Here is a 21,519-nt window from a genome sequence, read left to right as displayed (position 1 = left end):
GTGGGCCGGGGCTTATTCGGTGGGCGATACCGGACTCGAACCGATGACCTCTTCCGTGTGAAGGAAGCGCGCTACCAACTGCGCCAATCGCCCAACTGTGCGGTGAAACAAGTTCAACCGCGACTCACGATACTAGACCAGACGGGGCGGCCGGACCACATCGAGACGGGCGCAACACGCCGCGTTTGCTCGGTTTGGACCTCGGCCGAAGTATCGGCTAGAGTCTTCAAGTCAGCAGAAATGCCGACAAGTTGCGGATGTGGCGCAGTGGTAGCGCATCACCTTGCCAAGGTGAGGGTCGCGAGTTCGAATCTCGTCATCCGCTCGAATTGAATCGGCCGAAAGGCCGATTCTCTTTGGTGGTGAACCCAGGGTGGATTGGCCGAGAGGCGAGGCAGCGGCCTGCAAAGCCGTATACACGGGTTCGAATCCCGTATCCACCTCCATTCTGTGGAAGATGTTCCAGAGAAATGGGCGATTGGCGCAGCGGTAGCGCGCTTCCCTGACACGGAAGAGGTCACTGGTTCGATCCCAGTATCGCCCACAAGCAAAACCCCCGATAACTCGGGGGTTTTTTTGTTGCCAGCTGGTCCGGGTCGCTAAACCTCGACGACGCTAAACCTCGATGCCGCTACACCTCGATGCCGGTGTGTTCCCAGTCGCACGAGTCGTTTGTGCAGGCATCCGTCCACTGCATCGACCCGAATTCCCGATGTGACAACGCTCCGAAGGTGACATCGCCGGAACCGCATTCGGGGCAGGTCTGAGTAATCATTCGCACAACGTAGCCCAGCGCACCCCACGAGCGATAGGGATTCTGCGAAATGCGCCACGCGTGAGGGGTCGCAAATCGACCTTCGTTTGGCCGGGGAAGGTCGATTTGCGACCCCTCATGGGCCAGGATCGACGGAATCCGTGTCAACCGTACTGGGGATACCGCCCCGATCGGGCCCTGCGCCATTCTCGAGGAGGAGGTTCACAGATGGACTACTTGCTCGATGCCGCTCGTCGCGCCACCGGTATGTTCCGACTTCCGAAACTGTCCCTTCCGAAACGGTCCAGGAGCGCGCCCACGGCAACATCGGCGCCGAACCGGAGCATCGAACCCGCGCCCGCGCCCCCGGATGACCGCGTCGCCCCGGTGGGCACGCCCGGCGTTTCGCACTACCTGCCGAGTGAAGACTGGGAGGAACTCCTCGTCACGGACGGCGATGGTTTGCCGACCCTGTACCTGCAGATGCACACCGGCGAATTGCGGCTGACCGAACCCACCACCGGAAAGCTCGTTGCCGTCGGCAACCATCACCTCCGGCGGATGGGGATCTGGACCGTCGACCTCGGCGGAGTGGACGCACGCAAGACCGCGGTGCGCGAAGGCCTGCTGCAGCCCGGATCCCCGGTGTCACTCGTCCGCGAACCCGACAACGCCCACGACGGCAACGCCATCGCCGTGCATGCCGCCGCAGGCCGCCCCGTCGGATACCTCAACCGAAGGACCGCCGCGGGCTTGTCCAGGCTGCTCGACACCGGCATGAGGCTCGAGGCGATTTCGATCGCCTTCGACTCCGTCACGGCCGGACGGCCCGGCGGCGTCAAGGTGCTGGCCGCCTCGCCCGAACTCGTGCGCCACCTTCTGCGGAAGCGTCCGGGAGCCGCGCTGATCGCACCCCTCGACCTGGCAAGTTAGGCCCGGTCGCAGCGGACGCCGCCAGACTCCCCGCGCGCCACTAAAGTTGAAGGGTTCGCAAAACTAGGGAGTCATACACGTGGTTGACGGCTTTGAGCTATTCACCGACCGGTCCGTTGTCGCAATGCGCGTCAACGGCGAGCTCAGGGACCTGGCGACGACGGTGACGCCGACGGATGCCGTCGAAGCCGTCACCATCGATTCGACCGACGGACTGAACATCCTCCGCCACTCGGCGGCACACGTGCTCGCGCAGGCGGTGCAGACGATCAACCCGGAGGCGAAGCTCGGCATCGGTCCGCCCGTCACCGACGGTTTCTACTACGACTTCGACGTGGCGGAGCCCTTCACCCCCGAAGACGTCAAGGCGCTCGAGAAGGCCATGGACCGGATCATCCGCTCCGGGCAGCGCTTCGTGCGTCGCGTCGTCACCGACGACGAGGCCCGCGCCGAACTCGCGGACGAGCCGTACAAGCTCGAGTTGATCGGGATCAAGGGTGCCGCGGCCCAGGGCGGCGACAACGAGTCGGTCGAGGTCGGCGGCGCCGAGCTCACCATCTACGACAATGTCGACCCGAAGACGGGGGAGACGGTCTGGAAGGACCTCTGCCGCGGCCCGCACCTGCCCAACACCCGCATGATCGGCAACGGCTACTCGCTCACCCGCCTGGCCGCGGCGTACTGGCGCGGCTCGGAGAAGAATCCGCAGCTGCAGCGCATCTACGGCACCGCCTGGCCCAGCAAGGACGAACTCCGCGCGTACCAGGCCCGCCAGGAAGAGGCCGCCAAGCGCGACCACCGCAAGCTCGGCGCCGAGCTGGACCTGTTCAGCTTTCCAGAGGAAATCGGCTCCGGCCTGCCCGTCTTCCACCCCAGGGGCGGCATCATCCGCCAGGAGATGGAGAACTACTCCCGCAAGCGCCACACCGAGGCCGGCTACGACTTCGTCTACTCACCGCACATCACCAAGTCGAACCTGTTCGAGACGTCCGGCCACCTCGACTGGTACGCCGACGGGATGTTCCCGCCGATGCACCTCGACGAGGAGCGCGACGCCGACGGCCACGTCACCCGCCAGGGCGTCGACTACTACCTCAAGCCGATGAACTGCCCGTTCCACAACCTGATCTTCCGCTCGAGCGGCCGCAGCTACCGCGACCTGCCGATGCGCCTGTTCGAATTCGGCTCGGTCTACCGCTACGAGAAGTCGGGCGTGGTGCACGGCCTCACCCGGGTGCGCGGCATGACGCAGGACGACGCCCACATTTACACGACCCGCGAGAACATGAAGGAGGAGCTGACCAACACGCTCAACTTCGTGCTGCAGCTGCTCGCCGACTACGGTCTCGAGGACTACTACCTCGAGCTCTCCACCAAGGACCCGAAGAAGTTCGTCGGCAGCGACGAGGCATGGGACGAGGCGACGCAGACCCTCGCCGAGGTCGCCGAGGCATCCGGTCTCGAACTCGTCTCCGACCCGGGTGGAGCCGCGTTCTACGGCCCGAAGATCTCGGTGCAGGCTCGCGACGCGATCGGCCGCACCTGGCAGATGTCCACGATCCAGCTGGACTTCAACCTGCCGGAGCGCTTCGACCTCGAATACACGGCCTCCGACGGCACTCGCCAGCGGCCGGTCATGATCCACCGCGCCCTGTTCGGGTCGATCGAACGCTTCTTCGCCGTGCTCACCGAGCACTACGCCGGGGCGTTCCCGGTCTGGCTGTCCCCGGTGCAGGTCGTCGGCATCCCGGTGGCCGAGCAGTACGGCCCGTACCTGGACGAGATCATCGCCCGGCTGAAGGCGGCCGGCGTGCGCGCCGAGGTGGACAACTCCGACGACCGGATGCAGAAGAAGATTCGCACGCACACCAAGGCGAAGGTGCCGTTCCAGCTCATCGTCGGCGAAGAAGACCGCTCCAATCGCTCGGTGAGCTTCCGCTTCCGCGACGGCACGCAGGAGAACGGCGTACCGGTGGATGACGCCGTCAGCCGCATCGTGGAATCCATCCGCTCTCGGGCACAGGTGACCGGCCAGGGGCAGATCTGACATGGCCGAGATCGGTGACGAAAACACAGGGGTCGAGCACTCGTCCGACTTCGCGGCCGTGCCCGACGCCTTCCAACGACTCTGGACGCCGCATCGCCTGGTCTACATCCAGGAGGGCCAGCAGCCGCATATCGACGAGTGCCCGTTCTGCCTGGCGCCCAGCATGGACGACGAGAAGGCGCTCATCGTCGCCCGCGGCACGCACGCCTACGTGCTGCTCAACCTGTTCCCCTACAACAGCGGCCACCTGCTCGTCTGCCCGTACCGCCACGTGGCGACCTATGACGAGGCCACCCCGGAAGAGATCGCCGAGATCGGCAGCCTGACCCAGGTTGCCATGCGCGTGCTCAAAAACGTTTCGCACTGCGACGGCTTCAACATCGGGATGAACCAGGGACGGATCGCCGGCGCCGGCATCGCGGAGCACCTCCACCAGCACATCGTGCCGCGCTGGGCCCTCGACTCGAACTTCTTCCCGATCATCGCCGGCACGAAGGCGATTCCCCGCCTGCTGGGCGACGTGCGCCGCGAGGTGGCCGCCGGCTGGCCGGCCGGCGACTAGCTGTTTCCTCCATCCTTTCTCCCCGTCCAGGCAGCGGACCGCTGCGCCAGTGCCCCACCACGCAAGGAATAGAATCAAGAAATGACTGAGACCACTTCCGCCGAGCAGTTTGGCTCGAGCCGCGTCAAGCGCGGACTCGCCGAGATGCTGAAGGGCGGCGTCATCATGGACGTCGTCACCGCAGAGCAGGCACGAATCGCAGAGGACGCCGGCGCGGTTGCCGTCATGGCCCTCGAGCGCGTGCCCGCCGACATCCGTTCCCAGGGTGGTGTCGCCCGGATGAGCGACCCCGACCTGATCGACAGCATCATCGCCGAGGTGTCCATCCCGGTCATGGCGAAGGCCCGGATCGGCCACTTCGTCGAGGCGCAGGTGCTGGAGGCCCTCAAGGTCGACTACATCGACGAGTCCGAGGTGCTGAGCCCGGCCGACTACGTCAACCACATCGACAAGTGGAACTTCCAGACGCCGTTCGTCTGTGGCGCGACCAACCTGGGTGAAGCGCTTCGCCGCATCACCGAGGGCGCGGCCATGATCCGGTCCAAGGGCGAGGCCGGCACCGGCGACGTCTCGGAGGCCACCAAGCACATCCGCACGATCAGGGGCGAGATCGCCCGCCTGTCCGCTTTGAGCAAGGACGAACTGTACGTCGCCGCCAAGGAACTGCAGGCGCCCTACGAACTGGTCGCCGAGATCGCCGCGACCGGCAAGCTCCCCGTCGTCTTGTTCGTCGCCGGTGGCGTGTCCACGCCCGCCGACGCCGCCATGATGATGCAGCTCGGCGCCGACGGCGTCTTCGTCGGCTCCGGCATCTTCAAATCGGGCAACCCGCAGGCCCGCGCCAACGCGATCGTCAAGGCCGTCACGTTCTACGACGACCCGAGCGTCGTCGCTGCCGTGTCCCGCGGGCTGGGCGAGGCCATGGTCGGCATCAACGTGTCCGACCTGGCCGCGCCGCACCGCCTGTCCGAGCGCGGCTGGTAACAGCACCCAAGATGACCGTTGGAGTTCTCGCCCTGCAGGGCGACTTTCGTGAGCACGCCGCGGTCCTCGCAGCGCTCGGCGCGGAAGTGGAACTCGTTCGTCGCCCGGAGGAACTGGCCCGCGTCAGCGGCCTGGTGATCCCGGGCGGCGAGTCCAGCGTCATGGACAAGCTCTCCCGCGCGTTCGGTCTGGCCGAGCCGCTCCGGGACGCCGTGCACGCCGGCCTGCCGGTCTACGGCACCTGCGCCGGGCTGATCATGCTGGCCGACACCGTGCTCGACGGCATCGCCGGCCAGCAGAGCATCGGCGGACTCGACATCTCGGTGCGCCGCAACGCGTTCGGCTCGCAGGCGGAGTCTTTCGAGACGGAGCTGGACGTGCCGGTGCTCGGCGCGCCTCCGGTGCACGCCGTGTTCATCCGCGCCCCGGTGGTGGAGGTGGTCGGGCCCCGCGCGACCGCGCTGGCCAGGCTCGCGGACGGCCGCTGCGTCGCCGTGCAGCAGGGCAACCTGCTCGGCACCTCGTTCCACCCCGAAATCACGGGGGAGCACCGGTTCCACGAGCACTTCCTCCGGATGGTGTCCGACGCGAAGTTCCGCGGCGCAGCGTCATGACCGGCGCAGCGTCGTGACCGCATACGTCGCCCTGTTGCGGGGCATCAACGTGAACGGCATCACGATCACCATGTCGTCGCTCCGGGACCTGTTCCGCGGGCTCGGCTTCGCCGGCGTGCAGACCGTCCTGGCCAGTGGGAACGTGCTCTTCGAGACCGGGCCGGGGGAGAGCGACGCTTCGGCGCTCAAGGCGCGGATCGAAGCCGCCCTGTCCGAGGCCTACGACTACGAGGCCTGGATCGTGCTGCAGGGCGTCGAGACCCTCGGCCGGATCGTCGACGCCTACCCCTTCGACCCGAATCGCGAGGGCTGGCATCCGTATGTCGTTTTCTCGTCTGATCCCTCGGCCCTGACCGAGCTCCTGGCCGGTGCCGACGGACTCGACCCGGGCGACGAGCGGGTCACCGCCGGCGACGGGGTGCTCTACTGGGAGGTCCGGCGGGCGGTCGGGGTGAAGAGCCCGTTCAGCAAACTCAGCGGCAAGACGAGATACCGCTCGAGCACAACGACCAGGAACCTGCGCACCCTGCACAAGCTCATCGCCTGAGCCGTGTTGGCCGGGGCTTCCGGCCGGTTCGGGGCGCCCCGGGTTAGAATGGGCGGGCACCCGGCGGGTGCGACGACCACGCATGGCGGCGCCAGATCGCCGCACAGGCTCTGCAACACAGCAGCGCTGCAACGCGGCAGCTGCAACACACCAGCGGCAGCACACGAGTGAAACAAACGGGAGATGTATGTCCGGGCATTCCAAATGGGCGACAACGAAGCACCAGAAGGCGATCACCGATTCGCGGCGCGCCAAGGCCTTCGCAAAGCTGATCAAGAACATCGAGGTCGCGGCCCGCATGGGCGGCGCAGACCTCTCCGGTAACCCGACCCTGGTCGACGCCATCCAGAAGGCCAAGAAGACCTCCGTTCCGAACGACAACATCGACCGCGCCGTCAAGCGCGGCGCCGGCCTGACCGGCGACGCCGTCGACTACACGACGATCATGTACGAGGGCTACGCCGCCCACGGAGTGGCCATCATGATCGAGTGCCTCACCGACAACAAGAACCGTGCGGCAGCCGAAGTGCGCACCACGGTCACCCGCAACGGCGGCAACATGGCCGACCCGGGCAGCGTCGCCTACAACTTCCACCGCAAGGGCATCGTCGTCGTTCCCAAGAGCGACGGCCTCACCGAGGATGACGTTCTCCTCGCCGTTCTCGACGCCGGCGCAGAAGAGGTGGTCGACGACGGCGACAAGTTCGAGGTCTTCAGCGAGGCCCACGACCTCGTCGCCACCCGCACCGCGCTGCAGGACGCGGGCATCGATTACGACTCCGCCGACATCGCGTTCGTGCCGTCGCTCAAGGTCGAGGTGGATGCCGAGACCGCCCGCAAGGTCTTCCACCTCATCGACGCCCTCGAGGAACTCGACGACGTGCAGAACATCTACAGCAACTACGACCTGTCGCCCGAGGTGCAGGCGGAGCTCCAGGCCGAGTCAGCGTAACGCCGCGATGCCGGTCAGGGTGCTCGGGATCGACCCTGGCCTCACTCGCTGCGGCGTGGGCGTCGTCGACGTCTCCGGCAACCGCTCGGCGACCCTCGTCGACGTCACCGTGCTGCGGAGCGACCCCGGCCTGGCCCTCGAGCGCCGGCTGCTGCTGATCAGCGACGGCATCGAAGACATGCTCGACCGTCACCAGCCCGCGTTCGTGGCCATCGAGCGCGTGTTCGCCCAGCACAACGTGAGCACGGTCATGGGCACCGCGCAGATCAGCGGCGTCGCCCTGATGCTCGCCGCCCGGCGGGGCCTGCCGGTGTCGCTGCACACGCCGAGCGAGGTCAAGGCGGCCATCACCGGGTACGGCTCGGCCGACAAGAAACAGGTCGGCACGATGGTCGCGCGCATCCTCGGCCTCGCCGAAATCCCCAAGCCGGCCGATGCCGCCGACGCGCTCGCCCTGGCCATCTGCCACGCCTGGCGCACCGGGGCCTCCGGCGGAACGCTGCCCACGGCCGCTTCGCTCGCCCCGGGCGGCCAGACCCCCGCCCAGACCCCAGCCCAGAAGGCATGGCTCGCCGCGGAGCGTAGCGCGGCAGCGTCGGTGCCGCCGCGTAGTCTTAAGCGGTGATCTCCTCCGTACGTGGCCCCGTCCTGTCCGCCCTGGGCTCGACCGTCGTGATCGAGGTCGGCGGAGTCGGCCTCGCCCTGCAGGTCACCCCGACGACCGCGCTGTCCGTGCGCGTCGGCGCCGAGGCCCGGCTCGCGACGACGCTGGTCGTGCGCGAAGACTCCCTCACCCTCTACGGCTTCCCGACCGCACCGGAGCTTGCGGTGTTCGAGCTGCTCGTCGGCGTCACCGGTGTCGGCCCGAAGTCCGCCCTCGGCGTGCTCGCGGTGCTCACCCCGAACCAGATCGCCCTGGCCGTCCAGGCCGAGGACGACGCGGCGTTCCGCAAGGTCAGCGGCATCGGACCCAAGACCGCCAAGCTGATCGTCCTGTCGCTGGCCGGCAAGGTGCAGGTGACCAGCGGGGCGCCCGCGAACCCGCGTCCGGCCGGTTCCGCCACGGTCGCCGCGAACGTGCAGGCCGCCCTGATCGGCCTGGGCTGGTCGGAACGAGTGGCGGCGCAGGCCGTCGATGAAACGCTGGCCGAGGCATCCGGCGCGGATCCCGGCGTCGCGACCGTGCTGCGCCTGGCCCTGGCCCGGCTGGGCCCCGCACACCAGAGCCCCGCTCACCAGTCGTCGGAGCGCCGGTCATGACCGGCCAGGGACTGGCCAACGATCCGGGTGTCGAAGTGACGAACCCGGTGCTTGAAGGGGATGCCGAGCTCGCGTTCGAAGGCGCCCTCCGGCCCCGCAGCATGGCCGAGTTCGTCGGCCAGCAGAAGGTGCGCGGCCAGCTGCAGCTCCTGCTCACCGCGGCGACGATGCAGAGCCGCACCCCCGACCACATCCTGCTGGCCGGCCCGCCGGGGCTCGGCAAGACCACGCTGGCCATGATCGTGGCCTTCGAGGGCAACCGTCCGCTGCGCATGTCCAGCGGGCCCGCCATCCAGCACGCCGGCGACCTCGCGGCGGTGCTCTCCTCGCTCGTGCCCGGCGAAGTGCTCTTCATCGACGAAATCCACCGGATGGCGCGCTCGGCAGAAGAGATGCTCTACCTGGCGATGGAAGACTTCCGCATCGACATCATGGTGGGCAAGGGCGCGGGGGCGACCTCCGTGCCGCTGGAACTGGCGCCCTTCACGCTCGTCGGGGCGACCACCCGCTCCGGACTGCTGCCCAACCCCCTCCGGGACCGATTCGGCTTCACCGCCCACCTCGAGTTCTACTCCGAGGCCGAGCTGGAACAGGTGCTCGGCCGGGCGGCGAAACTGCTCGAACTGCAGATCGGCCGCGACGCCCTCGCCGAGATCGCGGGCCGTTGCCGGGGAACGCCGCGCATCGCGAACCGGCTCCTCCGGCGCGTGCGCGACTACGCACTCGTGCACGGGGGAGAGGCCGACCTGGCCGCCGTCCATGCGGCGCTCGAGCTGTACGACGTCGACCCGATCGGCCTGGATCGGCTCGACCGTGAAGTCATGCGGATCATCCTGACCCGTTTTGGGGGAGGCCCGGTTGGCCTGAATACACTGGCGGTTTCCGTCGGCGAGGAGTCTGAAACCATCGAAGCGGTCGTCGAGCCCTTCCTGGTGCGGATAGGCTTCCTCACGCGCACCCCGAGGGGGCGGGTGGCAACACCCGCGGCGTGGCAACACTTCGGTCTCAGCAGCCCTCAGGCCGGCCTGAACCTCGATCCCCTATAATTCAAGTTGGTTCGCCGCGATCCGCACTCACCTGTAGCGGTCGTCGTACCGCAATCGGAAGGTCCAAAAGTTTCATGCCAGACATCACCACCATCCTCATGCTCGCCGTCCTGGCGGTCCTCGTGTTCTTCATGTTCCGCAACGGGCGCAAGCGCAAGGCGGACCTCGAGGCCCTCCAGTCCAAGATGGTCGCCGGCGCCGAGGTCATGACCAACTTCGGCATGTACGGCACCATCGTGTCGATCGACGAGGCCGAGAACAAGGTTGCGCTCGAGATCGCACCGGGCACCGTGGTCAACATCCACCGCCAGACGATCGCCCGCGTCGTCGAGCCGACCGTCGTCGAGGCCGACGAGGCTCCCGTCGCCGAGCTCAACCAGGACAGCGGCACCGTCATGGGTGAGCCGGAGTTCGGCCAGCGCGCAGCAGGCGAAGACGGCATCGATGGCAGCACGCGCGCCAAGGGCGACGCGTAACACAACCCTCTCCCGTGCCCGCGCCCTCACGGGCGCGGGCACGAGCATAGAAAGCTGAGTTCACAGGTGGCAAAGTCGACCCCGGTCAAGAAGGCCTGGCGTTCCCTGTCCTGGTTAGGCGTGATTATCGTCGGCCTGTTCGCCCTCAATGCGGCCGGTGTCATGGGCGGTAGCGGTTCCTGGGCGCCCAAGCTTGCGCTCGACCTCGAGGGCGGCACTCAGATCATCCTGGCTCCCAAGCTCGAGTCGGGCCAGTCCGTCTCGCCCGAGCAGCTGAACCAGGCCGTGTCGATCATCCGGGAGCGCATCAACTCCGCCGGTGTGTCCGAGTCGGAGATCAACACCCAGGGTGGCAAGAACATTGTCGTGTCGATCCCGGGCACTCCCGATGACGCGACGATCAACCGGATCGAATCTTCGGCCAAGCTCGAGTTCCGGCCGGTGCTCCTGGCCGGGGCTCCCTCCGGAGACAGCGTCGGCGGGGACGGCGCTGCGGCGACGCCCACTCCGACGCCCAGCGTCGACCCGGGCAGCCTCCCGAGCACGCCCAGCGTCAAGCCCACCAACGCCAGCGACCTCAACTACGTCACCCCGGCGCTCCAGGCGCAGTACGACGCTTTCGACTGCAGCAAGATCGACAACGCCGTCGTCGCCCCGGCCGACAAGCCGCTCGTCACCTGTGAGGCCGATGGCTCCGTCAAGTACGTGCTCGGCCCGGTCGAAGTCAGCGGTTCCAACATTGCGGACGCGACCAACGGCCAGGTGACCACACAGTCCGGAGCCACCACCGGCGAGTGGGCCGTGAACATGGTCTTCGACGCCGCAGGCACCAAGGACTTCGCGACCGTCACGACCCGCCTGAGCGGGCTGCAGGGTGTGCAGAACCAGTTCGCGATCGTGCTCGACGGCTCGGTCATCTCCGCGCCGCGCACGCTCGCGGTGATAACCGACGGCAAGCCGCAGATCACCGGAAACTTCACCCAGGTGACGTCCAAGTCACTGGCCGACCAGCTCAAATTCGGCGCGCTGCCACTGAGCTTCGCCGTGCAGAGCCAGGACACGATTTCGGCGACTCTCGGAACCGCCCAGCTGACCAGCGGTCTGATCGCCGGCCTGATCGGGCTCGTCCTGGTCGTGCTGTACTCGATCGCGCAATACCGGCTGCTCGGGCTCGTCACCGTCGCGTCACTCGTCGTGGCCGCGGTGATCACCTACCTTCTGATCACGATCCTGTCCTGGCGGGAAGGCTACCGATTGTCCCTCGCCGGTGTCGCGGGGTTGATCGTGGCTATCGGTATCACCGCCGACTCGTTCATCGTGTACTTCGAACGTGTTCGGGACGAGCTGCGGGACGGTCGCGGACTCGAGTCCGCGGTCGAGAGCGGCTGGAGGCGGGCCATCCGCACGATCATCGCCTCCGACGCGGTCAACTTCCTCGCCGCCGCGGTCCTGTTCATCCTCGCCGTCGGCAACGTGCGCGGATTCGCGTTCACCCTCGGCCTCACCACCATCGTCGACCTCATCGTGGTCATGCTGTTCACGCACCCGATGCTGCAGCTCCTCGCACGGACGAGATTCTTCGCCGAGGGCCACCGGTTCAGCGGGCTCGACCCGCGGGCCCTGGGTGCCGTCTATCGGGGCCGGGCCAAGTTCTTGCCCGCCCCGCAGGTTGCCTCCTCGAAGTCTGCCGCGTCGAGCCGTGAGGCCGCGAAACGCCAGACCATCGCCGAACGCAAGGCGACAGAAAAGGTCGGTTCCAGCACGAATCGGTCGACCGACGGGAAGGATTCCTAATGGCCAGCTTTGCCCAGTTCGGCAACGACCTCTACACCGGCAAGCGTTCCTTCGACATCGTCGGCCGCCGCAAGCTCTGGTACCTGATCGCCGCGGTGATGATTGTCATCGCTGTCGTCGGACCGCTGCTGCGCGGCGGCTTCGTCTTCGGCATCGAGTTCACGGGCGGTTCCGAGTTCGTCGTGTCCGACGCCAAGACGCAGGACCAGGCTCCGGCAGCCGAAGCCGTCGCCAGCGTGGACCCGGCGGCCGTGCCGAAGATCTCTTCGGTCAGCAACTCGGGCGTCCGGGTGCAGACGGATCAGCTGGAGCCTGGGGCGTCCCGCGAGGTGCGCGCTGCGCTGGCCGAGGCCTACGCGGTCCCGGAGACCCAGGTGACATCGTCCTTCATCGGCCCGTCGTGGGGCGCGGACATCACCGGTCAGGCGCTCCGCGGCCTGCTGGTGTTCCTCGTGCTCGCCTCCGTCGTCATGGCGTTGTACTTCCGAACCTGGAAGATGTCCCTGGCCGCCATGGTCGCCCTGCTGCACGACCTCATCCTCACGGCCGGCTTCTACGGCCTGACCGGCTTCGAGATCACGCCGGCGGCCGTCATCGGCTTCCTCACGATCCTGGGTTACTCGCTGTACGACACCGTGGTGGTCTTCGACAAGATCAGGGAGAACACCGCGGAGGATGGACCCGAATCCCGCCGCACGTTCGCGGAGTCGGTCAACCTGGCCGTGAACCAGACCCTGGTGCGCTCGATCAACACCTCGGTGGTGGCCATGCTCCCGGTTGCGTCCATTCTGTTCATCGGCGCCTTCGTCCTCGGGGCCGGAACCCTGCGCGACATCGCCCTGGCGCTCCTGATCGGCATCTTCGTCGGCACGTACTCGACGATCTTCGTTGCTGCTCCGCTCTACGCACAGCTCCGTACCGCGGAGCCGGAGGTTCGCAAGCGCGACAAGAAGGCGCTCGCCCTCCGCGCCAAGGCGGGCGTGGCCGCGCCGAGGCAGGAGAACCTGACCGTATGATCCGGTCTCCGGACGCGTAGGCCGAGGTGGATGCCTCGCCGGGCGCGCCGGAGGCCAGCCGCCTCGTCCCGGCCGCCAATACTGGCCGGAGGGGATCCCGGGCGATGTTCTCGGCTGGATCAGCGATAATAGGCCGAGGAGAGTGAGGTGAAGCGATGACGGAGACAACAACGCCATCCACCGCTTCACTGCGCCGCCTGGTACCGCGCATCTTTTCCCGCGCCCAGCCGGTCGGGGCCGTCGACACCCTGCTGAAGACCGTGCGGATGCATCATCCCAAGGCCGATCTCGGTGTGATCGAGCGTGCGTACACCGCTGCCGAACGTGCCCACGAGGGCCAGGTTCGCCGGAGCGGGGAACCGTACATCACCCACCCGGTGGCCGTCGCCCAGATCCTGGCCGACCTCGGCATCGGGCCGAAGACCATTGCCGCCGCGGTGCTGCACGACACCGTCGAGGACACCGCCTACACGCTCGATGCCCTGAGGGTCGACTTCGGCGACGAGATCGCGATGCTTGTCGACGGCGTCACCAAGCTCGACAAGGTCAAGTACGGCGACAGTACGCAGGCCGAGACGGTGCGCAAGATGATCGTCGCGATGTCCAAGGACATCCGCGTGCTGATCATCAAACTCGCCGACCGCCTGCACAACGCGCGCACCTGGGGCTTCGTGCCGGCCGAATCCGCCACGCGGAAGGCGACGGAGACGCTGGAGATTTACGCGCCGCTGGCCCACCGCCTGGGTATCCAGACGATCAAGTGGGAGCTCGAAGACCTCTCCTTCGCCGTGCTCTACCCCAAGCTCTACGCGGAGATCGAGAGCCTGGTCAAACAGCGCACGCCGCAGCGTGAGGAATTCGTCCAGCAGATCATCGAGTCGATCAACGACGACCTCAAGGCGGCCCGGATCCGCGGCAAGGTCGCCGGACGTCCGAAGCAGTACTACTCGATCTACCAGAAAATGGTCGTGCGCGGCCGCGAGTTCGACGAGATCTACGATCTGGTGGGCATCCGTGTGCTGGTTAACTCGGTGCGCGACTGCTACGCCGTGCTGGGCGCGATCCACGCGAGGTGGACGCCGCTGCCGGGCCGCTTCAAGGACTACATAGCCACGCCCAAGTTCAACCTCTACCAGTCGCTGCACACGACGGTCCTGGGGCCGAACGGTCGCCCGGTCGAGATCCAGATCCGCACCCAGGAGATGCACCAGCGCGCCGAATTCGGCGTCGCGGCGCACTGGAAGTACAAGGACCAGACCACCGGCAAGAGCACCGGGCCCGGCCCGCAGAGCGACACCGACATGGCCTGGCTGGCGCACATCTCCGACTGGCAGGCCGAGACCGCAGACCCCGGCGAGTTCCTGGACTCCCTCCGGTTCGAGATCGGCGCCAAAGAGGTGTACGTGTTCACGCCGAAGGGTCGCGTCATCGGCCTGCCGGCCGGCGCGACCCCGGTCGACTTCGCCTATGCCGTGCACACCGAGGTCGGTCACCGCACCATGGGTTCCAAGGTCAACGGGCGGCTCGTGCCGCTTGAGAGCACCCTCGAGACCGGCGACGTGGTCGAGGTGTTCACGTCGAAGAACCCCGACTCAGGCCCCAGCAAGGACTGGCTGAACTTCGTCAAGAGCCCCCGGGCGCGGAACAAGATCCGGCAGTGGTTCACCAAGGAACGCCGCGACGAGGCCATCGAACAGGGTCGCGACTCGATCGCCCGGGCGATGCGCAAGCAGAACCTGCCGCTGCAGAAGCTGATGAACCAGGATTCCTTCGCCGAAGTCGCGGCGATGATGAAGTACGAGGACGTCTCGGCGCTGTATGCCGCCGTCGGCGAGGGCCATGTCTCGACCCAGTCGGTGCTCGAGAAGGTCGTGGCTTCGCTGCAAAGCGTCGAAGAAAGCGACAGCACCGACCTCCCCGTCGCCCCTCGTGGCCGCACACAGACCCTGCGCAACAGCGACTCCGGGGTGCTCGTGCGGGGCGCCCCGGACATCCTCGTCAAGCTCGCCCGCTGCTGCACCCCGGTTCCGGGTGACAAGATCGTCGGCTTCATCACCCGCGGGTCCGGGGTGTCGGTGCACCAGGCCGCGTGCCACAACGTGCACTCGCTGCTCAAGGAGCCCGAGCGCATGATCGACGTGGAATGGGCGCCCACCTCCAAGAGCCTCTTCCTCGTGCACATCCAGATCGAGGCCCTCGACCGGTCCGGTCTGCTCTCGGACGTGACGCGGGTGCTGTCCGAGCACCACGTCAACATCCTCTCCGCCACGGTGAACACCTCGAGCGACCGGCTGGCCCTCAGCCGGTTCGTCTTCGAGATGGGCGATGTGACCCACCTGGACCGGGTGCTGAACGCGGTGCGCCGGATCGACACCGTGTACGACGTGTACCGCGTCAGTGACGGCTAGTCCGTCCGTTCCCCTCTGCCCGTTCGGCCCTGCGCCGACCTTGACGGTTCCGGTCGAGGTTGGCTGGTGTGCCAGTCAAACTCGACCGCAACGGGTCAACTCAGGGCCGAGACTCGAGGGCCGCGTTCGCCGGCCGCGGCGGCGAGCAGCTGTGAGGCGCGTTCCAGCCTCGCCAGCGCGATCACCTTATGCGGCAGGTTCTGGCGCCGGCACAGCTGCTCCGCGGCGTGGGCGTCGGCGAAACCGCCGAGCCGGAGGAGTGCCGCCAGCAGCGCGACGAGCCCCCGTTCCGAGTCGGTGCCGGACGAGACTGGGCCGGTGGCGTCGGGGTCGGACCAGTCGCGACGCGACACGTCGGGGCCCGGCGACCGGGCCAGGTCGATGACGGTGCGCAGGGGAGTCGTCACCCGGAGCCCGGCGATCACCAGGGTCTCGTCCGGCCGGCAGCGCACCTCTCGCAGCTGAAGGCGCGGTGACGGCGGCACGTGGGTGCGCGCGCCGAGATCGACGCAGAAGTGGTGCCGGTGCGGCTCGGGCGCGAGACCATAGACCCAGGCGGCGGTCATCCGCTCGGCGATCGCCCGGCCGGGGACGAGCAGGCCGGCGGCGAGGGCGCGGGCGACGGGCCCGTCCGCTTCGTCGACCGGGCACCAGGAATCGCCGAGAGCGTAGACCTCGCCGTCGAGACGGGCGCCGCACAGTTCGGCGAGGGGAAGGTCATCCGGAGTGAGCACCGGGGCAAGGATGCCGGTCATCCGACCAGAGTGCGGGCCAATCGTGCCGTTAACCGACGGATCCGGTGATCTGTGGACAGATCACCGGACTCGACAGCGTGGATACTACTGGCCGATGGCCTTCAGCCACGCCTTGCGGGTTTCGAGCGCCTCCGTGGCCTCGGCGATCGCCTGGGCGTCCTTGCTCTCCTGAGCCGTGACGAGCTCGGCTTCGAGCTTCGCGATGGCGTCGTTCAACTGGCCGGCGAGACCTTCGGCGCGCGCCTTCGTCTCGGGGTTGTTGCGCTTCCAGTGGTCGTCGTCGAGCTTGCGCATGGCGGCTTCCACCTTGCGCAGGCGCTCGTCGACGACCTTGACCTGGTCGCGGGGAACCTTGCCGATGGCGTCCCAGCGACGCTGGATCGACGTGAGCGTCTCGCGCGCCCTGGTGCGGTCGGTTTCGGTCAGGAGCGCCTCGGCCTCGGTCAGGAGTTCGAGCTTCGTGGTGAGGTTGCCGGCGAATTCCTCATTGTCCTGGGCGTCGATTTCGCCCTTGGCGCCGTACAGCACGTCACCGGCCGCCTTGAACTTCGCCCACATGGCGTCGTCCTGCTTCTTGCCGGAGCGGCCCGCGTTCTTCCAGTCCTCCAACAGGCCCCGGTAGGCCGGGATGCCGTCGGCGCCCTTGGGCGCGAGGGCCTCGGCCTTCTCGATCAGCTGCTGCTTGCGGTTGCGGACGTCCTTGTGGGCGCTGTCGAGGTCGGCGAAGAACGCCTTGCGGTTCTGTTCGATGGTGGTGCGGGCCGCGCGGAATCGCTTCCACAGTTCGTTGGCCTCACCCTTGGGGATGCGGGGCGCGTCGTGCTGGTGGTCCTGCCACTTGGTGAACAGCTCGTCCAGCGCCGCGCTGGCCTGCTTCCACTGCGTCTTGGCGGGGTCTTCGGCGGCGAGGCGTTCGGCCTCTTCGACGATCGCGGCGCGTTCGGCGATCGCGGCACCGGCCGCGGCCTGCGCCTCGGCGCCCTGCTGCTCGGTGAGCTCGGTCACGGCGCCGCCGAGGGCGGCGAGCCGCTCGGCGAGGGCGGCGAGGTTGCCGACGGCGTTGGCGGTGGCCACCGTCGCGGTCAGGTTGGCGACGGTCTTGGCGATGTCCGCGGCCGGAGCGCCACCCTTGGCGCGCTGCTCAAGCAGGGTGACCTGCCCGTTCAGTTCGACGTATTTGCGTTCGAAGTAGGCCAGGGCCTCTTCGGGGGTGGCGTCCGGGTACTGGCCGACGGCGCGTTCGCCCGCCGCTTCGCGCACGTAGACCGTGCCGGTTTCGTCTACGCGACCCCATGGTTGCTGATCTGTCGGAGTCAAGAGCCTCACCTTGCTGAATAGTTGCGTGCTGAGTAGTTGCGTGGCCCCGAACGGGGCAATACTGCACCCAGCCTATTGCAAGCCCGCGCGTCGCTCGCCTGAAACTACTGAACTGTTATCGCCGTGATCGCGGTCGGGACCTTCGGCGCGCCGTCCGTTTTGCCGTCCTTGGTCCCGGCATCCGTGATTTTTGCTTTCAACTCATCGAGGCCGCTCGTGATCTTGCCCAGCACGGTGTATCCGCCGGCCGCGTCGGCCGGGATGGTCGTGTCCTCGTAGACGATGAAGAACTGGCTGCCCATGCTGTACGCGTTGCCGCCCTGGCGGGCCATGGCGATCGTGCCCGCCGGGTACACGTCGTCCGCCGGGGCGTTCTCAACCGGACCGTAGCTGTAGCCGGGGCCGCCCGAGCCCGTGCCGTCGGGGTCGCCGCACTGCAGCACGAAAAAGCCGCCGGTGGTGAGCCGGTGGCAGGAAACGTCGTCGTAGAAGCCGGTCCTGATTAGGTCGACCGTTGACGACACGGCCTGCGGGGCCAGTTTGCCGTCGAGTTCGAAACCGAGAGCCGAGTCGTTGAGGGTGAGTGAGCCCGTCCAGGTGCGGCCCTCGGCCAGGCTGCTGGGCGGGACGTCGCCCGAGTTCGCCCCCGCCGGGGCCGACGAGCTGGGCGTGGGCGTCGCGCCCGCGCTCGGGGCCGGGGTGCCCGGCCCGCCGGTGAAGAAGAGCAGCTGCGCGCCCACGGCGAGGATCAGCACCAGGCCGAGCGCGCTCCAGGCGAGCACGTTGTCGCGCTTCCGGCGCTTCTGCTGGTGTTCGTGCACGGCCTGCCGCGCCTGGTAGGCGCGCGCCCTGGCCCTGGCCTCGCGGGACACACGGTCTTGCCTGGTGCTCGGAACCACGTCAATCCTCCAGGGGCCGCCACCGGGCGGGTAGGCAAAAAGGGGGCAGCGGTGCCGCCGCTTGAATTCTACGCAACCCGGCGGAAGCGGGCAGAGTGCCGCGCGGGACCGGGCAGCCGCGGTCGGCGGCACAAACTACGCTGGAGTCATGTCGGATGCCCAACCGGGACTGCGCAGTGGCGCAACCCCCCTCGCCGTGCGGATGCGCCCGAAAAGCCTCGACGAGGTCGCCGGTCAGCGGCACCTGCTGACCCCCGGCTCGCCGCTGGTCAGCCTGGCCAGTGACAAGACGGGGGAGCGGGGCTCGGTTTCGGTCATCCTCTGGGGCCCGCCCGGGACGGGCAAGACGACCCTGGCCCAGGCCATCGCCCACAGCTCCGGCCGCCGCTTCGTCGAACTCTCGGCCGTCTCCGCCGGTGTGCGCGATGTCCGCCAGGTGATGGAGGAGGCACGCTCCAGCCGCGACCTCTACGGGCTGTCGACGGTGCTCTTCCTCGACGAGATCCACCGTTTCAGCAAGGCCCAGCAGGATGCCCTGCTTCCGGGCGTGGAGAACGGGGTGATCATCCTCGTGGCGGCGACCACCGAGAATCCCTCCTTCTCGGTCATCTCGCCGCTGCTGTCCCGGTCGCTCCTGCTGACCCTCGAAACGCTCAGCGACGACGACCTCGCCATCGTGGTCGACCGCGCCGTCGTGGATCCCCGGGGTCTCGCCGACAAGTTCGTGCTCGACGGCGAGGCGCGCGCGGCGATCATCCGGCTCGCGTCCGGAGACGCCCGGCGCGCGCTCACCGCGCTCGAGGCGGCTTCCGTCAGTGCCGCCACAACCAGTGCCGCCACGGCCAGTGCCGCCACGACCACCGATGAGGGCACCGACACCAGGCCCGTGATCACCACGGAGATCGTCTCGCTCGCCGTCGACCGCGCGCTGCTCCGTTATGACCGCAATGGCGATGAGCACTACGACGTGATCAGCGCGTTCATCAAGTCGGTGCGCGGCTCCGACGTCGACGCGTCGCTGCACTACCTGGCCCGCATGATCGAGGCCGGGGAAGACCCGCGCTTCATCTGCCGTCGCATCATCGTTCTCGCCTCGGAAGACATCGGGATGGCGGACCCGCAGTCGCTCGTGATCGCGATCGCCGCCGCGGACGCCGTGCAGTACATCGGCATGCCCGAGGGCAGGATTCCGCTCGCCCAGGCCGTGGTGCACCTCGCGACGGCCCCCAAGTCCAACGCCGCCTACCTGGCGCTGGATGCCGCCATCGCCGACGTGCGGGCGGGCAAGACCGGCCGGGTGCCCAAGCACCTGCGCGACGGGCACTACCCGGGCGCCAAGCGACTCGGCCACGGCAAGGGCTACAAGTACCCGCACGACGACGCGCTCGGCGTGCTCGCCCAGCAGTATCCGCCGAACGAGCTCAAGACCGTGCGTTATTACGAACCCACCGAACACGGCCATGAGCGCGAGGTCTCGTCGCGCCTCGCGAAGCTGCGCCGGATCATCCGCGGCGGGTAGACGCTGTGTTAGTCTGAAGGCTGCCTACAACTGGTTTTGGCGTGCGGCTGCGCCCAACTCCGGTTTGGATGGGATTCGCTCTGTAGCCGAGCGGCCCGTGGCACCACCCCTCTGATCTCCCATGACGCCCGTGTGTTTGTAGCGCGTGCGCCCTGGCTTCCCTGTGTTTGAGTCTCCATCGAAAGGAACCCGTGTCTACCAAGTCACGTACCCGCAGCAAGACCCGCCTCTCTCGTGCACTGGGCATCGCCCTGACCCCGAAGGCGGCCAAGTACCTCGAGAAGCGTCCGTACGCTCCGGGCGAGCACGGCCGTACCAAGCGCAAGACCGACTCGGACTACGCCGTGCGCCTGCGCGAAAAGCAGCGGTTGCGTGCCCAGTACGGCATCCGCGAGGCTCAGCTCAAGATCGCCTTCCAGGAAGCGCGTCGCGCCCAGGGCCTGACCGGTGAGAACCTGGTCGAGATCCTCGAGACCCGTCTCGACGCTCTCCTCGTGCGCTCGGCCATCGCCCGCACGACCGCCCAGGCCCGTCAGATGATCGTGCACCGTCACATCCTCGTCGACGGCCAGCTGGTCGACCGTCCGTCCTTCCGCGTGAAGCCGGGTCAGCTCATGCACGTCAAGCCCAAGAGCGAGGGCATGGAGCCGTTCCAGGTTGCAGCCGCCGGCGGCCACGTCGACCTGCTCCCCAAGCTCCCGGTCTACCTCGAGGTCGAACTCGACAAGCTGCAGGCCCGCCTCGTGCGTCGCCCCAAGCGCATCGAAATCCCCGTGACGTGTGAAGTCCAGCTCGTCGTCGAGTACTACGCAGCGCGTTAGCTCACCGGGCACCCCCCTGGGGTGCCGCGTCTGAACTACGCTTGAGGGCGGGTCACCCAATGGGTGGCCCGCCCTTCGCGTATTTCGCGACCAATGCATGCCGATTCCGGAATGGAAGGTGTTGTCAATGTCAGGTGGAGATATCGCCGGATTGATCGCCGCAGGAGTTTTCGCGGTCCTGGTGGGCGTCCTCGCCCTGCCGCTGGTCAAGCTCGGGCGCGTTTTCGACGAGACCACCCTGGCCATCCGCGAGCTGAGCCGCGAGGTCGCGCCCCTGCTCCAGGAAGGCACGACGACCATCCGGGAAACGAACCAGCAGCTTGCCAGGGTCGACACCATCACCAGCAATATCGCGGATGCCACCGGCAACGCCTCCGCCCTCGTCGCCCTGTTCGCGTCAACGGTGGGTGGCCCGCTGATCAAGCTGGCCGGCTTCTCGGCCGGTGTGCGTGCGGCGTTCCGGGCCGGCCGCCCCGGCGGCGCCCGCCGCCGGCGAGCCTAGACCGCTACGCTGGATTCAGATCGTTGCGTCTCCGCCGCGAGTCGCCGAACAGTCGCAACACACATCAGGGAGTACCGAAATGAAGAATGTCATCTGGCTGGCCGTTGGCGTAGCAGTCGGTTTCGTCCTCGCGCACGAGGCGAACAAGACCCAGCAGGGCAAGCAGTTCTTCAACGACCTCGACGCGAAGGCCCGCGAGTTCGGTGAAGCCATTTCGGATGGCTACCGCGAGCGGGAGGCCGAACTGCGCGCCGCCCTCGGCGACGTCGACACGGCCGTCGACAAGGCCCTCGACGGCGTGACGAAGCCGTAG

General features: G+C 67.6%; 22 protein-coding genes and 4 tRNA genes. 21 read left to right on the top strand and 5 right to left on the bottom strand.

All coding sequences use genetic code 11. From position 1 onward, the window contains the following. Positions 1 to 20: 20 nt before the first annotated feature. Positions 21 to 93 (bottom strand) — tRNA-Val (locus BLQ39_RS04640). Positions 94 to 253: 160 nt separating this feature from the next. Between BLQ39_RS04640 and BLQ39_RS04635 the strand changes: the two genes are divergently transcribed. From BLQ39_RS04635 to BLQ39_RS04625, 3 genes are all read left to right on the top strand, one after another. Further along, a tRNA-Gly gene (locus tag BLQ39_RS04635) sits at positions 254 to 325 on the top strand. Positions 326 to 372: 47 nt separating this feature from the next. Then, positions 373 to 446, top strand: a tRNA-Cys gene (locus BLQ39_RS04630). Between the two features lie 26 nt (positions 447 to 472). Further along, positions 473 to 544, top strand: a tRNA-Val gene (locus BLQ39_RS04625). A gap of 87 nt (positions 545 to 631) precedes the next feature. On the opposite strand, the gene BLQ39_RS15965 is transcribed toward BLQ39_RS04625, so the two are convergent. After that, positions 632 to 775 (bottom strand): hypothetical protein, encoded by a 144-nt coding sequence (locus BLQ39_RS15965; RefSeq protein WP_166804855.1) that lies wholly within the window; start codon positions 773 to 775, stop codon positions 632 to 634. Between the two features lie 207 nt (positions 776 to 982). On the opposite strand from BLQ39_RS15965, the gene BLQ39_RS15960 reads away from it, so the two are divergent. From BLQ39_RS15960 to BLQ39_RS04555, 14 genes are all read left to right on the top strand, one after another. Next, complete coding sequence (locus BLQ39_RS15960; RefSeq protein WP_198417086.1) at positions 983 to 1,687, top strand: HIRAN domain-containing protein; 705 nt, start codon at positions 983 to 985, stop codon at positions 1,685 to 1,687. A gap of 124 nt (positions 1,688 to 1,811) precedes the next feature. Continuing rightward, positions 1,812 to 3,734 (top strand): threonine--tRNA ligase, encoded by a 1,923-nt coding sequence (gene thrS, locus BLQ39_RS04615; RefSeq protein ID WP_218121502.1) that lies wholly within the window; start codon positions 1,812 to 1,814, stop codon positions 3,732 to 3,734. Between the two features lies 1 nt (position 3,735). Continuing rightward, positions 3,736 to 4,296 (top strand): HIT family protein, encoded by a 561-nt coding sequence (locus BLQ39_RS04610; protein ID WP_092322091.1) that lies wholly within the window; start codon positions 3,736 to 3,738, stop codon positions 4,294 to 4,296. A gap of 81 nt (positions 4,297 to 4,377) precedes the next feature. Next, positions 4,378 to 5,280 carry a pyridoxal 5'-phosphate synthase lyase subunit PdxS gene (pdxS, locus tag BLQ39_RS04605; protein WP_092322089.1) on the top strand — a complete coding sequence of 301 codons (903 nt, stop codon included), beginning with the start codon at positions 4,378 to 4,380 and terminating at the stop codon, positions 5,278 to 5,280. An 11-nt stretch (positions 5,281 to 5,291) separates the two neighbouring features. Next, positions 5,292 to 5,894 carry a pyridoxal 5'-phosphate synthase glutaminase subunit PdxT gene (gene pdxT, locus BLQ39_RS04600; protein WP_092322088.1) on the top strand — a complete coding sequence of 201 codons (603 nt, stop codon included), beginning with the start codon at positions 5,292 to 5,294 and terminating at the stop codon, positions 5,892 to 5,894. A gap of 13 nt (positions 5,895 to 5,907) precedes the next feature. Continuing rightward, positions 5,908 to 6,441 (top strand): DUF1697 domain-containing protein, encoded by a 534-nt coding sequence (locus BLQ39_RS04595; RefSeq protein WP_092322086.1) that lies wholly within the window; start codon positions 5,908 to 5,910, stop codon positions 6,439 to 6,441. Between the two features lie 187 nt (positions 6,442 to 6,628). Continuing rightward, a complete protein-coding gene (locus BLQ39_RS04590) occupies positions 6,629 to 7,393 on the top strand; it encodes a YebC/PmpR family DNA-binding transcriptional regulator (RefSeq protein ID WP_092322085.1) in 765 nt (254 codons plus the stop codon). Positions 7,394 to 7,400: 7 nt separating this feature from the next. Continuing rightward, a complete protein-coding gene (gene ruvC / locus BLQ39_RS04585; protein WP_092322083.1) occupies positions 7,401 to 8,018 on the top strand; it encodes a crossover junction endodeoxyribonuclease RuvC in 618 nt (205 codons plus the stop codon). Continuing rightward, positions 8,015 to 8,653 carry a Holliday junction branch migration protein RuvA gene (gene ruvA, locus BLQ39_RS04580; protein ID WP_092322082.1) on the top strand — a complete coding sequence of 213 codons (639 nt, stop codon included), beginning with the start codon at positions 8,015 to 8,017 and terminating at the stop codon, positions 8,651 to 8,653. The genes ruvC and ruvA overlap by 4 nt, the downstream gene beginning before the upstream one ends. Next, positions 8,650 to 9,699 (top strand): Holliday junction branch migration DNA helicase RuvB, encoded by a 1,050-nt coding sequence (ruvB, locus tag BLQ39_RS04575; RefSeq protein ID WP_092322080.1) that lies wholly within the window; start codon positions 8,650 to 8,652, stop codon positions 9,697 to 9,699. Before ruvA ends, ruvB begins: the two co-directional genes overlap by 4 nt. A 74-nt stretch (positions 9,700 to 9,773) precedes the next feature. Beyond that, a complete protein-coding gene (gene yajC, locus BLQ39_RS04570; RefSeq protein ID WP_092322079.1) occupies positions 9,774 to 10,175 on the top strand; it encodes a preprotein translocase subunit YajC in 402 nt (133 codons plus the stop codon). A gap of 66 nt (positions 10,176 to 10,241) precedes the next feature. Next, positions 10,242 to 11,969 carry a protein translocase subunit SecD gene (secD, locus tag BLQ39_RS04565; RefSeq protein WP_092322077.1) on the top strand — a complete coding sequence of 576 codons (1,728 nt, stop codon included), beginning with the start codon at positions 10,242 to 10,244 and terminating at the stop codon, positions 11,967 to 11,969. Further along, positions 11,969 to 12,985, top strand: coding sequence for a protein translocase subunit SecF (gene secF, locus BLQ39_RS04560; protein WP_092322076.1), 1,017 nt, complete (start codon positions 11,969 to 11,971; stop codon positions 12,983 to 12,985). Before secD ends, secF begins: the two co-directional genes overlap by 1 nt. Before the next feature lie 155 nt (positions 12,986 to 13,140). After that, positions 13,141 to 15,393 (top strand): RelA/SpoT family protein, encoded by a 2,253-nt coding sequence (locus BLQ39_RS04555; RefSeq protein ID WP_092322074.1) that lies wholly within the window; start codon positions 13,141 to 13,143, stop codon positions 15,391 to 15,393. 95 nt (positions 15,394 to 15,488) lie between these two features. Here the strand turns inward: BLQ39_RS04555 and BLQ39_RS04550 are convergent, their stop codons facing one another. From BLQ39_RS04550 to BLQ39_RS04540, 3 genes are all read right to left on the bottom strand, one after another. Further along, the gene (locus tag BLQ39_RS04550; RefSeq protein WP_092322073.1) at positions 15,489 to 16,148 is read right to left on the bottom strand and encodes a hypothetical protein; all 660 of its coding nucleotides are present in this window, start codon (positions 16,146 to 16,148) and stop codon (positions 15,489 to 15,491) included. A gap of 84 nt (positions 16,149 to 16,232) precedes the next feature. Next, positions 16,233 to 17,465 (bottom strand): DUF349 domain-containing protein, encoded by a 1,233-nt coding sequence (locus BLQ39_RS04545; protein WP_092322071.1) that lies wholly within the window; start codon positions 17,463 to 17,465, stop codon positions 16,233 to 16,235. Between the two features lie 104 nt (positions 17,466 to 17,569). Beyond that, positions 17,570 to 18,364, bottom strand: coding sequence for a peptidylprolyl isomerase (locus BLQ39_RS04540; protein WP_092322070.1), 795 nt, complete (start codon positions 18,362 to 18,364; stop codon positions 17,570 to 17,572). Positions 18,365 to 18,512: 148 nt separating this feature from the next. Between BLQ39_RS04540 and BLQ39_RS04535 the strand changes: the two genes are divergently transcribed. From BLQ39_RS04535 to BLQ39_RS04520, 4 genes are all read left to right on the top strand, one after another. Next, positions 18,513 to 19,883: a replication-associated recombination protein A gene (locus BLQ39_RS04535; protein ID WP_092322068.1), complete on the top strand. Its 1,371-nt coding sequence runs from the start codon at positions 18,513 to 18,515 to the stop codon at positions 19,881 to 19,883. 191 nt (positions 19,884 to 20,074) lie between these two features. Next, the gene (gene rpsD, locus BLQ39_RS04530) at positions 20,075 to 20,704 is read left to right on the top strand and encodes a 30S ribosomal protein S4 (RefSeq protein WP_092322067.1); all 630 of its coding nucleotides are present in this window, start codon (positions 20,075 to 20,077) and stop codon (positions 20,702 to 20,704) included. 127 nt (positions 20,705 to 20,831) lie between these two features. Next, a complete protein-coding gene (locus BLQ39_RS04525) occupies positions 20,832 to 21,206 on the top strand; it encodes a DUF948 domain-containing protein (protein WP_092322065.1) in 375 nt (124 codons plus the stop codon). A 79-nt stretch (positions 21,207 to 21,285) separates the two neighbouring features. Continuing rightward, positions 21,286 to 21,519: a hypothetical protein gene (locus BLQ39_RS04520; protein ID WP_092322064.1), complete on the top strand. Its 234-nt coding sequence runs from the start codon at positions 21,286 to 21,288 to the stop codon at positions 21,517 to 21,519.

This window comes from Cryobacterium psychrotolerans (assembly GCF_900101115.1).
GTDB classification, from domain to species: Bacteria; Actinomycetota; Actinomycetes; order Actinomycetales; family Microbacteriaceae; genus Cryobacterium; species Cryobacterium psychrotolerans.
The sequence above is the reverse complement of the archived record's forward strand: the minus strand, read 5'-3'. Positions and strand labels throughout refer to the sequence as shown.

What these genes read in the sequence shown, in the direction of transcription:
- BLQ39_RS15965 (WP_166804855.1), bottom strand. Translation starts at nt 775, where the DNA reads ATGATTACTCAGACCTGCCCCGAATGCGGTTCCGGCGATGTCACCTTC.
- BLQ39_RS15960 (WP_198417086.1), top strand. Translation starts at nt 983, where the DNA reads ATGGACTACTTGCTCGATGCCGCTCGTCGCGCCACCGGTATGTTCCGA.
- thrS (WP_218121502.1), top strand. Translation starts at nt 1,812, where the DNA reads ATGCGCGTCAACGGCGAGCTCAGGGACCTGGCGACGACGGTGACGCCG.
- BLQ39_RS04610 (WP_092322091.1), top strand. Translation starts at nt 3,736, where the DNA reads ATGGCCGAGATCGGTGACGAAAACACAGGGGTCGAGCACTCGTCCGAC.
- pdxS (WP_092322089.1), top strand. Translation starts at nt 4,378, where the DNA reads ATGACTGAGACCACTTCCGCCGAGCAGTTTGGCTCGAGCCGCGTCAAG.
- pdxT (WP_092322088.1), top strand. Translation starts at nt 5,292, where the DNA reads ATGACCGTTGGAGTTCTCGCCCTGCAGGGCGACTTTCGTGAGCACGCC.
- BLQ39_RS04590 (WP_092322085.1), top strand. Translation starts at nt 6,629, where the DNA reads ATGTCCGGGCATTCCAAATGGGCGACAACGAAGCACCAGAAGGCGATC.
- ruvC (WP_092322083.1), top strand. Translation starts at nt 7,401, where the DNA reads ATGCCGGTCAGGGTGCTCGGGATCGACCCTGGCCTCACTCGCTGCGGC.
- ruvB (WP_092322080.1), top strand. Translation starts at nt 8,650, where the DNA reads ATGACCGGCCAGGGACTGGCCAACGATCCGGGTGTCGAAGTGACGAAC.
- yajC (WP_092322079.1), top strand. Translation starts at nt 9,774, where the DNA reads ATGCCAGACATCACCACCATCCTCATGCTCGCCGTCCTGGCGGTCCTC.
- secF (WP_092322076.1), top strand. Translation starts at nt 11,969, where the DNA reads ATGGCCAGCTTTGCCCAGTTCGGCAACGACCTCTACACCGGCAAGCGT.
- BLQ39_RS04555 (WP_092322074.1), top strand. Translation starts at nt 13,141, where the DNA reads ATGACGGAGACAACAACGCCATCCACCGCTTCACTGCGCCGCCTGGTA.
- BLQ39_RS04550 (WP_092322073.1), bottom strand. Translation starts at nt 16,148, where the DNA reads ATGACCGGCATCCTTGCCCCGGTGCTCACTCCGGATGACCTTCCCCTC.
- BLQ39_RS04535 (WP_092322068.1), top strand. Translation starts at nt 18,513, where the DNA reads ATGTCGGATGCCCAACCGGGACTGCGCAGTGGCGCAACCCCCCTCGCC.
- BLQ39_RS04525 (WP_092322065.1), top strand. Translation starts at nt 20,832, where the DNA reads ATGTCAGGTGGAGATATCGCCGGATTGATCGCCGCAGGAGTTTTCGCG.
- BLQ39_RS04520 (WP_092322064.1), top strand. Translation starts at nt 21,286, where the DNA reads ATGAAGAATGTCATCTGGCTGGCCGTTGGCGTAGCAGTCGGTTTCGTC.